Below are 15,065 nucleotides of genomic sequence, written 5' to 3'. Positions count from 1 at the left end.
AAGTGGATTAAAACAAGGAATACTTTTAGGAAAAATAGATATCTAGAAAAATAATTAGAATACTTTATTTGTAAACTAAGATTTAAGCGTAAAGTAAACAGGACGTTTACTTAGGCCTAGCTGCCACAGGACGTGGCATTAGGCCGTTAGCTTAAATCTTAGGATACAAATATTAGTATTCTTTATTTTTATAGCCATCTATTGACTAAAAGTATTCCTTGTTTTAATTCTAATCCTTTAAAGTCTGTTACGTCGCAAATTTCTTATAATGTTCAGTAACAACTTTATAAGGTGAGAATAAAATAGATATGGATAAAGATATTTTAAAATTACTATAGAAAATTACAAATAAGTTAAAGGGGTGGATAAAATGGAATTGCTTTACCCATATGAATATTTTTTAGAATTGTTAGAGGAAGATTTATATGATTTTGATAGAGAGAGCTGTGATGATTTAACAGTATATATGGATTTAGATTCAACTATGGATAAATGGATAAATGGATAGAAAAAATTTAAAACTTAATAATTAAAAGAATTATTTACAAAGGAGTTCTATATGAAAAAGAAACACATAGCTCTTTATATATTTTCTGTAATTTTATGTAAGGTGGATTTAAATAATAGTGTAATAAATATATTAATATATTCTTTAGGAATAATTCCTTTAGCTATAGCTTTGGGGAAATTTACTTCAAGTATATCTGAGTATATTGGAGAAAAAAGAGGTGGATTGTTAGCAGCAGCTATGGGAAATATACCAGAATTGACAATGGGTATATGGGCTATTAAGCTTGGAATGATATCTATGGCTAAATCTGCTCTTATAGGTTCCATAATATGCAATATACTTTTGGTATTGGGAGTATCTATTTTTGTTGGTGGAATAAAGTATAAAGAGCAACAATTCAATAAAATAGTTGCAAGAACTAATTTTAGTATGCTCTTTATAGCATTGTCTACTATGGTTATAATAGCATCAGTAAATAAATACGGATCTAAGTTATCTCATAATTTAATTACTTCATTTAGTATGAAAATTGCAGTGGTTTTAATATGTGTGTATATATTAGGATTAATTTTCTCTTTATATACCCATAGAAATCTTTTTATAGTAAGTGATAGAAATGAAGAAATAAGAATAAAAAAAGATAAACCATATTTTGACCTATTGATAGGCATACTTATAAGCACTATATTTTTATATTTTATAAGTGAAAAACTTATTGGTAATATACATCAAGTGGTAATAAATTATCATGTATCTGAAGAATTTATTGGAATAATTTTAATACCATTACTGGGAAACATAGGAGAAAATATAGCTGCTATATTATGTGCTGCACAGGATAAAATAAATTTAAGTCTAGAAATAGCCATAGGATCAAGTATACAGATAGCATTGTTTGTAACGCCTATATTAGTAATATTTTCTTGTATATTAGGGTTTAACATGTCATTACTTTTTACAACTTTTCAAATAATTATGGCTATGATAGCTGCTATAATGTCATTTTTTATTTTCCAAGATGGAAAAACATATTGGTTTGAGGGAGCAATTTTAATAGCTACTTATATAATAGTAGCTTTTGCATATTATTATATTGCATAGATTTTAGTAGTAATATATTAAAATTTATAATTAGTTAATAAAAAAATCGTGGAAAACCACGATTTTTTTATTAAAATTTTTTCAATTTTAAATTACTAATCATAAGATAAGATAAGACTATCATTAAAACTATAGTTAATGTTGAAGATCCAATTCTATTTGATGTAAGTAAACAATATAAAGCCATGAACATACCAGCTAAGGTTATAGGTATGCCAGCAAAACAACCATCAAATTCAGTAGTATTATATCTAGCAAGTCTATACGCTCCAGCTAGAGGGAACATTAGTACTAATAAATAACCCAATATTCCTAAATTACTAAAATTATAAATGTGAAAAGTTAATATAGAAGGAGCTACACCAAAAGAAACTAAATCAGCTAAAGAATCTAGCTCTTTACCAATAGCACTATCAACTTTTAAGAATCTAGCAACTCTTCCATCATATCTATCCATTAAACCTGCGATTAGTATAAATAAAGCAGCCCATTTATAGTTTTGCTGAAATGTCATCATCAAGGACATAACGCCACAACCTAAATTTCCTAAAGTAAAAGCATTTGGTACGGCACTCTTTTGTATTTTTGCCATTGTATTATCACTCCTAAAAATATAATTCCTATTACTTGAAATATATAATATTATACAACATTTTGCAAATATATATAAGTTATAAATCACAATAATTAATAATTAATTAAGAAATTGATAATAATTGGTTAAATAAAAAACTATATAGTGGATAAAATATATATGGAGGTGTTGTTATGAAAGTTATGGACGTTATGACTAAAAATGTAGCTACAGTTGGTAGAGATGAATCTATAAAGAAAGCAGCTGAACTTATGAGCCAATATAATGTTGGATCTATACCTGTTTGTGAAAATGACAAGGTAGTTGGAGTTATCACAGATAGAGATATTGCCCTAAGATCTGTAGCAAAAGGATTAGATAACAATATTAAAGTTTCAGATGTTATGACATCTAATCCTGTAATGGCAAGTAAAGATATGGATATACATGATGCAGCAAGAATAATGAGCGAAAGGCAAATAAGAAGATTACCTGTAGAAGACAATGAGAATGTAGTAGGAATAGTTTCCCTAGGGGATATAGCTATAGAGCCTAATCATGAAGATGAAGCTCAAAAAGCTTTAAGTGGTATTTCAGAGCAGAATAATTAAGTTAAAATATCCACAGGATTTATTGTTAAAATCTTGTGGATTTGCTATTATATAATGGTATAACTAATTAATTATAAATTAAAACTGTAAGAGGAGATTTAAAATGAGTAAGGTAAAATTTATTTATAACCCATATTCAGGAGAGAAGGCTATAGCATCTCAAATAGATCAAGTGATAAGAATACATCAGAAATATGGATATGAAGTAGTGCCTTATAGGATAAGTTTAGAATATAATCTTGATGATGCTTTTAAATGTATTGATGAAAGTTATAAATATATATTAGTTGCAGGTGGAGATGGTACGGTAGACAATGTAGTGAATCATTTAAAAAAGTTTTCAATTAATCTTCCAATTGGAATATTACCTACGGGAACTGCCAATGATTTTGCTAAATTTATTGGTATGCCGCCAAATGTTTCTGATGCTTGTGAACAAATATTAACAAGTTCTGTAAAAAAAGTTGATCTAGGTAAAATAAATAATAAATACTTTATCAATGTAGCTAGTGCAGGGTTATTTACAGATGTATCACAAAAAACAGATGTTAATTTAAAAAATACCATGGGTAAGCTTGCTTATTATGTAAAGGGATTAGAACAGTTGCCTAATTTCAGAAAGATACCTATCAATGTTAAATCCCAGGAAGTGAATTATAATGGAGAAATGTATCTTATGATGGTGTTCAATGGACAAACAGCGGGCAATTTACATATGGCTTATAAGGCAGAAGTAGATGATGGTATGCTAGATGTAATAATAATAAAAGCTTGTGCTATTAAAGATATGATAGGGTTATTTATAAAAATGCTAAAAGGTGAACATTTAGAAGATGTAAATGCTTTAATATATTTTAAAACAAATAAATTAGAAATAGAATGTAACCAAGGCATAGTTACAGATATAGATGGAGAAAGGGGCCCTGACTTTCCAATATGTATAGAATGTGAGAAAGAGGGTCTAGATATTTTAGGAATATTAGATTAATATAGTAATATTTTAATTATAAACTTAATAAATATAAGTAGTAGCATTGTTAAATTGGAGAAGTTAGTTAATTATGATAAATGTATTTATATATATATCATCCATATTACTTATGTTTATTATATGTTTAGAAGGTAGTAGAAAAGCTCTTAGAGCCCCATATAAAATAAAATTCATATCTATTTTAGTATACTTTTTTATGATTTTGAGATTTACGTCTTTAGGTTTATTATTATTTATTAATAATATTAAAAATTTATATTGGTTAAAATGGATATATTTTTTAGACTTTTTAGCAGTTCCCACGGCTATGATAATATGTTTTTATATATGTATAAAAAATAATAAGTTTAATTTAAGATATATAATTTGTATAATGCTTATAATATTATCTATTTTGATGATCTTTATTAGCAAATATAGCTTGAAAATGAATATTTTTAATGAACAATTTTATATAATGAAATTATTAGCACCTATTAATATATATATTTTCTTCATAATTATTAATTTAGTACTTTTAATTTTATGCTTTATGAAACACAGTAATAAACATATAAATAAGACTATATTATATTTAATATTCTTTAGCATCATTATAAATATAGCGGATATTATATTAAGTATTTTTAATGTGAATGTATTTCCTCCAAATGTATTAGGTAATATTATTTGGATATATACGTTATACACATCTGTAAATAAAATAGTAAAATAAAAAATAAACAGCATTAAGTGCTGTTTATTTTCTTTTTTTATGTTTAGAAAGAGAAGTTTTTTTAGAGTTGTTGTTATTTCTAAAATCATTTTTAACTTTATGATCATTATGTTTGTTATAATGATTGGCATTATTTACCTTCTGGGCCCTTTTATAAGGCTTATTATAAGGTATTAAACAATTAGGACCATTACCTATTAGATCTTCTCTATGAGCCTTTACTAGAGCTTCTTTTACTAAATTATAATTACCAGGAACAGAAAATTGTAGCAATGCTCTTTGCATGCTTTTTTCTTTTTGATCTTTAGGTACATAAATCCTTTCTCCTGTTAGAGGATTTAGTTCAGTATAATACATAGTGGTAGATAAACTACCAGGTGTAGGATAGAAATCTTGTACTTGCTCTGGAGTATATCCCATTTTCTTTATATATTGAGCTAGTTCTATAGCTGCCTTTAAATCACTACCGGGATGACTTGACATTAAATAAGGAACTAAGAATTGATTTTTATGAATTTTTTTATTTATGTCATAGTATTTTTTTACAAAGGAATCATAGATACTTCTATTAGGTTTTCCCATTAGTTTTAAAACTTTATCACTAATATGCTCAGGAGCAACCTTTAATTGTCCACTTATGTGATGGTCACATAATTCTTTAAAAAATTCATCATTTTTATCATACATTAAGTAATCAAATCTAATACCAGAGCGGATAAACACTTTTTTTATATTAGGAATTTCTCTTATTTTTCTTAGTAAACTTAAATATTCTTTATGATCTACAATTAGATTTTTACAAGCTTTTGGGAATACACATTGTTTATTTTTACATGCACCATGTTCTTCTTGAACTTTACAAGCTCTGTGCCTAAAGTTAGCTGTAGGTCCACCAACATCATGTATATAACCCTTAAAATCTTTCATAGTAGTCATCATATTAGCTTCTTTTAATATAGAGTGTTGACTTCTATTTTGAATAACCCTTCCTTGGTGAAAAGTTAAAGCACAAAATGAGCAACTACCATAGCAACCTCTATGACTAGTAATTGAAAATTTTACTTCTTTAATGGCAGGAATTCCACCTTCAGCTTCATATATAGGATGATAAGTTCTAGCATAAGGAAGTGCATAAACTTCATCCATTTCTTCTTGAGACAATGGTGGTTGAGGGGGATTTTGTACCAAATATCTTTCTTTATGTTTTTGTACCAAAGTTTTCCCTCTTATAGAATCTTGCTCATAATATTGTATTTTGTAAGCTTCTGCATAGGACTTTTTATTTACACAAACTTCTTCAAAAGATGGAATTTCAATATAATCCTGTAAATCAGATATATCTTTTCCCATATATGCAGTACCCCTTACATTTTTTATGCTATCTATTTTCATACCATATTTTAAAAGATTACAAACTTGAACTATAGGTTTTTCTCCCATACCATATATTAATAAATCAGCGCTAGAATCTTCTAAAATACTTCTTCTTACTGAATCATCCCAGTAATCATAATGAGCGAATCTTCTTAAGCTAGCTTCTATTCCTCCTATTATTATGGGAGAATCTTTAAAAGCTTCTTTTATTTTATTACAGTAAACAATAACTGCTCTATCAGGTCTATGTCCAGATTTACCTCCTGGAGAATAGAAATCATCATGTCGTTTTTTCTTAGATGCAGTATAATGATTTACCATAGAATCTATGTTGCCAGAATTAACTAGAAATGCATATTTAGGCTTACCTAGTTTTTTAAAGCATTCTATATCATTCCAATCAGGCTGAGCTATAATTCCTACAGAAAAGCCCTCTCTTTCTAATACCCTGCCTATAATTGCTGTACCAAAGGAAGGATGATCTACATAAGCATCTCCAGTTACTATTATAAAATCTAAAGTTTCTATATTTCGTTTTTTAAAATCCTCTTTACTTATGGGTAAAAAGTCTATATTATTCAATATTTTCATTCTCCTATCTAAAATACAATTTTCTAATAATATCATTATACATTTCATTTTGTTCAATATCAAAAATAATTTAAAAAGAAGAAATATGCTATAAGAAGAAGAGAGAATAATATACAAGAATGTAAATTTAAATAATGAATAAATTTAAAAAAATTTGATAAATTCAGTTGCAAAATTAAGGTATAAACAATATAATAAAAATATAAGACAAAATCTTAATAATGTACGTTAGGTGAGGCTCCTATATAGATATACGCTACTGCCCGGAAACATCGAGAGATGCCAATGGGTCACCAGGTATTACCGACATAAGGTTTTACTTAATGTAGCTGGCAATGGTCCAAAGCTATATAGTGCTAAAACTCAACGATTGATGTTGATTAATTTTAAAGTTTTAGTTATGTATATAAGGAGCCTATAGGCTCTTTTTGTTTTATAATTTTTTGGAAAACATTGGGATGGTGATACAAAATGGAAAATGGTCCGTATGATGGGACAATAGATCAAATAAAATTTGTATTATTTTGTAGAGGAATATTTGTTTAAGCATATATTTTTATTTGTAGCTTAGGATATTCCTCTATAAATGTGAAGGGAGGAATATTTATGAAGAAGCTACAAAGTTTTTTCCTAAGTAAAATTATCAATAAAAAGGTATATGATGAGTATGGGGACTGCATAGGTAAGCTAATAGATATCTATGTAACTTCTGAGGATGATTATCCAAGAGCTATTGCATATAAGATAAAAAAATCAAGAGAAATAGTGAATTATGAGTTTAAAAATATTTCTTTTTATGAAGATCAAGGTAAAACTATTATAAAAGTAATAGGAACTAGAGATATAATATTAAGAAAATATTCTTATTTATTATCACAGCATCTTCTAGATAAACAGATAATTGATATAAATGGGAAAAAAATGGTTAAAGTTCACGATTTGAGAATTGGAGAAATCGCAGGAGAGTATAAAGTAATAGCTGTAGATACAGGGGCACTAGCCTTAAGTAGAAGAATGGGAATGGAAAATTTATTAAGAAGCATTTATAAAATATTTAATAAAAAAATAGAAGATACTTTAATAATGTGGGATAGTGTAGAATCCTTAGAAATGGTAAATAATAATTTAAAATTATCTGTATCTTATCAAAAATTATCAACTTTACACCCTGCAGATTTGGCAGATATCATAGAAGACATGAATGACAGCTATAGAAAACTAGTTTTTGAAAGCTTAGATGATGATTTAGCGGCGGATACTTTTGAAGAAATAGATATAGAAGTAAAAACAGAAATGTTGGAAGAAATGACTTCTTCAAAGAAAGCTGAAATTATATATAATATGTCAAAAGATGAAGCGGCAGATGTGCTTGCACAAATGGAAGAGGAAGAAGTAGAGGAAATGCTTTCTATTATGGAAGAGAGAGATGCTAAAGATATAAGAAAGCTTATGAATTATAAAGAAGAGACTGCTGGAAGTATAATGAATAAAGATTTTATATCTTTTAATGTAAATATAACTGCTGAAGAAACTATAGATTTATTAAGAGAAATAAAACCTAAAGATGAAGAAGCTTATTATATATATATTGTAGATGAAAAAGAAGAGCTAAAAGGATATATATCCCTCACAGATTTAATAATATCCAATCCACAGGATAAGCTTAAGGATATAATGGATAAGGATATAATAAAAGTCAATGATACAGATCATATAAATGAAGCTGTAGAATTAGCAATAAAGTATGATTTAATATCTATTCCAGTAATTGAGGGAGAAAATAAGTTATGTGGAACTATATCTATAGATGATATTATAGAAGACGTGTTTGCACCCATGTGGAGAAAGAAAATTAAAATAGTTACAGTTTGAATTATAAATAAAAAAGCTGACTTTTGTTTAAAAAGTCGGTTTTTTATTTTTTGAAAATACTATGTTTAAAATTTGATCTAATAACTTGTAGAAACTAATAATTTTATTTTATAAATGAGTATTTTTTATAATTTTATGCGCAAACTAATTTTAAGATAAATAGCAAAACTATGGATTTTGTGGGAGGAGTATTATGAGGAAGAATATATATTTAAAAAGAGCAATAATATATGTTTTAGCTATAATGTTGGCTTACAGCAGTACTACTCTTTATATATTGCCTTATACAAATGCTACTAAGGCTGTAGCATATTATTATGGAAATAGAGGAGATACTATTTCCCAGGTTCAAACAAAACTCAGAGCCTGGGGATATTATAGTGGTGGAGTAGATGGAATATATGGCTACAAAACCTATAAAGCTGTAAGAAATTTTCAATCTAAAAATGGTTTGAAAGTAGATGGAGTAATAGGTGATGGAACTTTAGCTGCATTAGGAATAAGAACTAAATCTTCATCAAGTTCAAGTTCAAGTGCAGGAGGAAATAAAAGTTCTAACAATCAAGATGTCATGCTTTTAGCTAGACTAATAAATGGAGAAGCAAGAGGGGAACCTTATGAAGGTCAAGTAGCAGTAGGAGCAGTAGTTTTAAACAGAACAAGAAATCCTAAGTTCCCTAATAGCGTGGCTGGAGTTATATATCAACCAGGTGCATTTACTGCCATAGTAGATGGTCAAATACATGCACAAATGGAACAAAGCTCTATAAATGCAGCTAGGGATGCTTTAAATGGGTGGGATCCTTCTGGTGGTGCTATGTATTATTTTAATCCTTCTACAGCTACAAGTTCTTGGATTTGGTCAAGGCCATTAATAAAAATAATAGGTAAACATAGATTTTGTAGATAAGTAGTTGACAAATTTAAAAAATATCATATAATTATATTATAGAATTCGTACTAAAATAGTCGGAAATAAAAACGTTGAAGAAGGAAAGTAGTATAATCAATCTTTCAAGAGAGGAAATTAATTTGCTGGAAAATTTCTAAAGAAGGTTTATGTGAAGTGCCCTTTGGAGTTATGCACCGAATAAAGTAGGCTGCATCGGGTTCGCCCGTTATAGTGATAAGGTATTTAGTTTATTAAGTACCTGATAAAGTGGATTGTTAATATCTAACTAGAGTGGAACCACGGAGCATATACTTCGTCTCTATATATTTTATAGAGATGGAGTTTTTTTATATTAAATTTGTTTAATAAGGGGAGATTAATTATGTTATATGAAAATTCTATAGAGTTAATAGGAAACACACCCATGTTTAAATTAAATAATATGAAAGAAGAAAATATGGCAGATGTTTATGTGAAATTAGAAAAATTTAATCCTGGTGGAAGCATAAAGGATAGAGCAGCATTAGGCATGATTGAAGAGGCAGAAAAAGATGGAAAGATAAAACCAGGTGATGTAATAGTAGAGCCTACTAGTGGGAATACAGGAATAGGACTTGCTATGGTAGGTAGATTAAAAGGTTATAAAGTTATTATTATAATGCCAGATTCTATGAGCATAGAAAGAAGAAATATGATAAAAGCTTATGGAGCAGAATTAGTTCTTACAGAAGGTAATAAAGGTATGACAGGAGCTATACAAAAGGCAGAGGAACTAGCTAGAGATAAAAAAGGATACTTTATTCCTCAGCAATTTTCAAATAGAGCTAACTCAAAAAAACATTATGAAACAACTGGTATTGAGATATTAAAAGATGTAGAGAATTTGGATGCTTTTGTAGCTTCAGTTGGTACAGGTGGCACCATAGCTGGTGTCGGAAGAAGATTAAAAGAGTTTAATAAAAATATAAAAGTTGTAGCTGTTGAACCTTATAGCTCTCCAGTAATATCAGGAGGAAAAGCTGCACCTCATAAAATACAGGGAATAGGAGCAGGATTTATACCAGATGTATATGAAGAAGATGTAGTAGATGAAGTAATGACTATAACAGATGAAGAGTCTTATGAATATGCAAGAAGATTTGGAGAAGAAGAAGGAATATTGGTAGGCATATCTTCAGGTGCAAATATAGCTGCAGCTATAAAAATAGCTAAAAAATTAGGAAAAGGTAAAAAAGTAGTAACTGTATCTCCAGATGGTGGGGAAAAATATATGTCTACGGGCTTATATGACAAATAAAAGAGGTGAATTATATGAAAAATCCTATTAAACTTTTGATATATGATTTGAAGAATGCTAAAGAGAAAGATCCAGCTGCAAGAAATATTTTAGAGGTTTTTATACTATATCCATTTATCCATGCTTTGCTAAGCTATAGAATAACACATTTGCTTTATAAATCACATTTATTTTTTTTAGCTAGACTTATATCGCAAATATCCCGATTCTTTACAGGTATAGAGATTCACCCAGGTGCAACTATAGGCAAAGGTCTTTTTATAGATCATGGAATGGGTGTTGTTATCGGTGAAACTGCAGAGGTTGGAGATAACGTAACTTTATATCATGGAGTAACTTTAGGAGGAACAGGAAAAGATAAAGGAAAAAGGCATCCTACTGTAGGAGATAATGTTATAATAGGAAGTGGTGCAAAAATATTAGGACCTATAAATATAGGAGATAACGTAAAAATAGGTGCCAATGCAGTAGTTTTACACCATGTGCCAGATAATGCAACAGCAGTAGGGATACCAGCAAAGGTAGTAAGATATGATAAAAAACCATCTGTTATAGAAATAAGGGATTATAATGGTGTTAAAAAAGTAATATACAATGATATGATAATATAATTTTTAGGAGAAAAGATTAGTATGGATTGTAAGGAATCTATAAAGGAATATTGCAAAAGCTTAAGATTAGATTTAGTAGGATTCACAAAATGCAGGATTTTTCATGAACTTATACCGGAATTTACAGAAAGACAAAATAAAAACAGACAAAATGAATTTGAAGGTAAAAATATAAATAAAAGAGTAGATCCATTTCAATATATGAAAGAGGGGAAAACAATAATTTCTATTGCTTTTCCCTATTTATTTAATTTAGATCATAAATGTGATATATATTTTTCAAAGTATACTCAAGGTAGAGATTATCATATTGTAGTAAATGAATATTTACAAAAGATATGTAATTTTATAAAAAGTAAAGGTTATAGAGCAGAATATTTTGTAGATAGCAATGATCTTCCAGAAAGGTACATTGCATATTTGTGTGGAATAGGATTTATAGGGAAAAATAATATGCTTATTACAGAAAAATATGGTTCCTATATATTTTTAGGAGAAATAATTACAGATATAGAAATGGATGAAGATGAGCCAATAGAATGTAAATGTAAGGACTGTAATAGATGCATTAAAGTTTGCCCTACTGATTCTTTAAGTAGTAAAAATCCTAATATATGTTTATCTTATATTACTCAAAAAAAACATATAGAGGATGAATGGATGACCAAATTAAAGGGAAGGATGTTTGGTTGTGACACTTGTCAAAGGATATGTCCTTATAACAATAATGTAATTACTTCTGATATAGAAGAATTTAAACCTTTTAATTATATGGAAAATTTAAATTTAGAAGAGTTAATATATATTAATAATAAGGATTTTAAAGAAAAATATAAACTAACATCCTGTGGTTGGAGAGGAAAAAGTATATTGCAAAGAAATGCTTTAATTAATTGTATTACACTGAATAACAATGTAAAAGTAGAGGGGAAAAATATAAAATCTCCTTATGTATTAGATTATTATCATAGACTTTTAAAGAAATAATAATTATAATTTATTTAGAACAATGTTTATAAAGTTAAACTTAATTCAGAGTGAGTTTTTGTTCTATCTGAATTTTACTTTGGTAAATCCAGGTGTTTTACAATTGTTAGTAATATGACAAATTAGGAGCTTTGAGAGGTGTTGTGTATGATTTCTCCTACAATGACAAAAATAATAGGATGTATGCCTAAAAGTCTTGTAAGATTTTTATCAAAAAAAATATTAGATAGTTATATAAAAAAATATGCTAAATTGACCATAAAAGGTAAAGAAAATTTAGAAAATATAGAAAAACCAATTATTTTTATTTCTAATCATTTAAGTAATTCTGATGCTTTAATTATAAATAAAGTATTAAAAGACAAAGATGTAACTTTTATAGCAGGAGTTAAACTTAAAGATAATTCTTTAACAAAACTTGGATTAGAAATAACAAAGACTATACCAATAAAGCCAAATACTGCAGATAAAGAGGCTATATATACAATAGTAAAAACTTTAAAAGCAGGAAATAATATTTTAATATTCCCAGAAGGTACTAGAAGCAGAAATGCAAAATTAATGGAACCTAAAAAAGGTGTAATTTTAATACAAAAATTAAGTAAGGCTGCTATAATACCTTTAGGACTTAGCGGAACAGAAAAACTTTTACCTATAAATGATAAAGATATGACTTTAGAGAGTTTTCAATATGCTGAAGTAACAGTAAATATAGGTAAACCAGTAGAATTACCTAAAAAGGATAAAGATGAATCAAAGCATGAGTACGAGGATAGGCTTATGGATTATCTTATGTGTCAAATAGCCAAATTAATACCAGAAGAATATAGAGGAATATACCATAAGAAAGATTAAATCTAATAAACCGATCTTTATATAGAAGAAAAATTATGGGAGTGAATTTCAATTGGATAATCATGAAATTAAAGATGTTATAGACATATTAATAAACACATATCCTGATGCTAATTGTGAATTAGAACATAGAAATCCCTTTGAACTTTTGATAGCTACAGTATTATCTGCTCAAACCACAGATAAAAAAGTAAATGAAGTAACAAAAGTTTTATTTAAGGAATGTGCTACTCCTAAGGACTTTTTAAAGTTGACAAGGGAAGAATTAGAGGAAAAAATTAAAAAAATAGGGTTATATAGAAATAAATCTAAGAATATATTATCACTTTGTAAAGAGTTAGAAGAAAAATTTAAAAGTGAAGTTCCCAGTGATTTTGACCATCTAACTTCATTACCAGGAGTAGGCAGAAAAACTGCTAATGTGGTTTTAGCAAATGCTTTTAAGGTGCCAACCATAGCAGTAGATACACATGTGTTTAGAGTTTCAAATAGGATAGGATTAGCACAAGCTAGTAATGTGTTAAAAACAGAAGAACAGCTACAGCAAGTTATACCAAAGGATTTATGGATATTAATGCACCATGTTTTGATATTTCATGGAAGAAGATGTTGTATAGCAAGAAAACCTAAATGCGAAGAATGTACTATAAAAAAATATTGTAAATATTATAATGAAGAAGTTAAGCCATCTTAAATATAAGAGTTTACTTATAGTAGAAAATCATCTTATATATTTAAGATGGTTTTCATATTAAATATATCCACATGTGGATAAGTTCTTAAATAATATGTTCATAAGTAAGGAAGGGGAAATAGTATGGATGTTAAAGAAAAATCACTAATGGTACATAAAAAATTCAAAGGTAAGTTGTCTATAGAAGGGAAAATACAAGTTAAAAATAAAGAAGATTTATCTATAGCATATACACCAGGAGTTGCAGAACCATGTGTAAAAATAAGTCAGGATAGATCTTTAGTTTACGAATACACCATGAAAGGAAATACAGTGGCTGTAGTAACTAATGGTACAGCAGTTTTAGGATTAGGAGACATAGGACCTTATGCAGGATTGCCTGTTATGGAAGGAAAAGCTCTTTTATTTAAGGAATTTGCAGATATAGATTCATTTCCAATTTGTATAGATAGTAAAGACCCTGAAGAAATTATAAAAACAGTTAAACTTATAGCTCCAGGATTTGGAGGAATAAATTTAGAGGACATAAAAGCACCAGAATGTTTTTATATAGAGAAAAAATTAAAAGAACAGTTAGATATACCAGTATTTCATGATGATCAACATGGTACAGCAATAGTGGTTTTAGCAGGAATATATAATGCTTTAAAACTTATAGGAAAAAAATTAGAAGAAGCAAAAATAGTTATAAATGGTGCTGGTTCTGCAGGAATATCTATATGTAAATTATTATTAGAAGCAGGAGCTAAGAATATAATAATGTGTGATAAAGAAGGTTCATTAGTAAAAGGTAATAATAATTTAAATGAAGCACAAAAGTTAATAGCAGAAGTAACAAATAAAGAAAATGAAAAAGGAACATTAAAAGATGTAATAAAGGGTAAAGATGTATTTATAGGTGTATCAGCTCCAAATATACTAACAGAAGAAATGGTAGCATCTATGAATAAAGATTCTATAGTATTTGCTATGGCAAACCCAACTCCAGAAATAATGCCAGATAAGGCAAAAAAAGCAGGGGCTAGAGTAGTGGCTACAGGACGATCTGATTTCCCAAATCAAATAAATAATGTATTAGTATTTCCAGGAATATTTAGAGGAGCATTAGATATAAGATCTAAAGTTATAAATGAGGATATGAAATTAGCAGCATCTAAAGCTATAGCTTCTTTAATACAAGAAGATGAATTAAATGAAGAATATATAATACCAGGAGCCTTTGATAAAAGAGTAGCAGAAGTTGTGGCAGAGGAAGTAAAAAAAGTAGCTTTAAAAATGGGGTTATCAAAATTGTAACTTAAAAGAGTTTTATACTATCCGTGATTTAAAAAAGGGATATGTGGTTAAAAAGTCAACTCACGACCATAAGAGATTCTAATTTGTTTTTTC

Annotated in this window: 14 protein-coding genes, 1 riboswitch and 1 other annotated feature; of the genes, 12 read left to right on the top strand and 2 right to left on the bottom strand. The window is 28.2% G+C overall.

All coding sequences use genetic code 11. The annotated features are described in order from the left end of the window. The first annotated feature begins 370 nt into the window (after positions 1–370). Positions 371–508, top strand: a complete 138-nt coding sequence (locus NGI68_RS14230) for a hypothetical protein (RefSeq protein WP_251862122.1) — start codon at positions 371–373, stop codon at positions 506–508. 51 nt (positions 509–559) lie between these two features. Next, positions 560–1,612 (top strand): calcium/proton exchanger, encoded by a 1,053-nt coding sequence (gene cax, locus NGI68_RS14225; protein WP_251862121.1) that lies wholly within the window; start codon positions 560–562, stop codon positions 1,610–1,612. A 70-nt stretch (positions 1,613–1,682) separates the two neighbouring features. On the opposite strand, the gene pssA is transcribed toward cax, so the two are convergent. After that, entirely contained in the window at positions 1,683–2,204 is a 522-nt protein-coding gene (gene pssA, locus NGI68_RS14220) for a CDP-diacylglycerol--serine O-phosphatidyltransferase (RefSeq protein WP_251862120.1), read from the bottom strand. Between the two features lie 176 nt (positions 2,205–2,380). On the opposite strand from pssA, the gene NGI68_RS14215 reads away from it, so the two are divergent. Together NGI68_RS14215 and NGI68_RS14210 are read left to right on the top strand one after the other, a co-directional pair. Beyond that, on the top strand, positions 2,381–2,797 hold the full coding sequence (locus NGI68_RS14215; RefSeq protein WP_251862119.1) for a CBS domain-containing protein: 417 nt from the start codon (positions 2,381–2,383) through the stop codon (positions 2,795–2,797). A gap of 103 nt (positions 2,798–2,900) precedes the next feature. After that, entirely contained in the window at positions 2,901–3,785 is an 885-nt protein-coding gene (locus NGI68_RS14210; protein WP_251862118.1) for a YegS/Rv2252/BmrU family lipid kinase, read from the top strand. Positions 3,786–4,527: 742 nt separating this feature from the next. On the opposite strand, the gene NGI68_RS14205 is transcribed toward NGI68_RS14210, so the two are convergent. Beyond that, positions 4,528–6,459 (bottom strand): YgiQ family radical SAM protein, encoded by a 1,932-nt coding sequence (locus NGI68_RS14205; RefSeq protein WP_251862117.1) that lies wholly within the window; start codon positions 6,457–6,459, stop codon positions 4,528–4,530. Between the two features lie 225 nt (positions 6,460–6,684). Then, a riboswitch (M-box (ykoK) riboswitch) is annotated at positions 6,685–6,850 on the top strand. 224 nt (positions 6,851–7,074) lie between these two features. Between NGI68_RS14205 and NGI68_RS14200 the strand changes: the two genes are divergently transcribed. The 8 genes from NGI68_RS14200 to NGI68_RS14165 all read left to right on the top strand — a co-directional run bounded on the left by NGI68_RS14200 (position 7,075) and on the right by NGI68_RS14165 (position 14,972). After that, positions 7,075–8,340 (top strand): magnesium transporter, encoded by a 1,266-nt coding sequence (locus NGI68_RS14200; RefSeq protein ID WP_251862116.1) that lies wholly within the window; start codon positions 7,075–7,077, stop codon positions 8,338–8,340. 193 nt (positions 8,341–8,533) lie between these two features. Beyond that, entirely contained in the window at positions 8,534–9,250 is a 717-nt protein-coding gene (sleB, locus tag NGI68_RS14195; RefSeq protein ID WP_251862115.1) for a spore cortex-lytic enzyme, read from the top strand. A gap of 65 nt (positions 9,251–9,315) precedes the next feature. Beyond that, positions 9,316–9,556 (top strand) — a binding site (T-box leader). Positions 9,557–9,614: 58 nt separating this feature from the next. Continuing rightward, the gene (cysK, locus tag NGI68_RS14190; RefSeq protein WP_251862114.1) at positions 9,615–10,529 is read left to right on the top strand and encodes a cysteine synthase A; all 915 of its coding nucleotides are present in this window, start codon (positions 9,615–9,617) and stop codon (positions 10,527–10,529) included. Positions 10,530–10,543: 14 nt separating this feature from the next. Further along, entirely contained in the window at positions 10,544–11,140 is a 597-nt protein-coding gene (epsC, locus tag NGI68_RS14185) for a serine O-acetyltransferase EpsC (protein WP_251862113.1), read from the top strand. 21 nt (positions 11,141–11,161) lie between these two features. Beyond that, a complete protein-coding gene (queG, locus tag NGI68_RS14180) occupies positions 11,162–12,127 on the top strand; it encodes a tRNA epoxyqueuosine(34) reductase QueG (RefSeq protein WP_251862112.1) in 966 nt (321 codons plus the stop codon). 147 nt (positions 12,128–12,274) lie between these two features. Beyond that, complete coding sequence (locus NGI68_RS14175; RefSeq protein ID WP_251862111.1) at positions 12,275–12,982, top strand: lysophospholipid acyltransferase family protein; 708 nt, start codon at positions 12,275–12,277, stop codon at positions 12,980–12,982. Positions 12,983–13,034: 52 nt separating this feature from the next. After that, positions 13,035–13,676: an endonuclease III gene (gene nth / locus NGI68_RS14170; RefSeq protein ID WP_251862110.1), complete on the top strand. Its 642-nt coding sequence runs from the start codon at positions 13,035–13,037 to the stop codon at positions 13,674–13,676. A gap of 123 nt (positions 13,677–13,799) precedes the next feature. Beyond that, entirely contained in the window at positions 13,800–14,972 is a 1,173-nt protein-coding gene (locus NGI68_RS14165) for an NAD(P)-dependent malic enzyme (RefSeq protein ID WP_251862109.1), read from the top strand. Positions 14,973–15,065: the final 93 nt, after the last annotated feature.

The sequence above is a fragment of the Clostridium sp. Marseille-Q2269 genome (assembly GCF_943736985.1).
Taxonomy (GTDB): Bacteria; Bacillota; Clostridia; order Clostridiales; family Clostridiaceae; genus Clostridium_F.
This window is presented reverse-complemented; position numbering and strand designations above follow the sequence as displayed.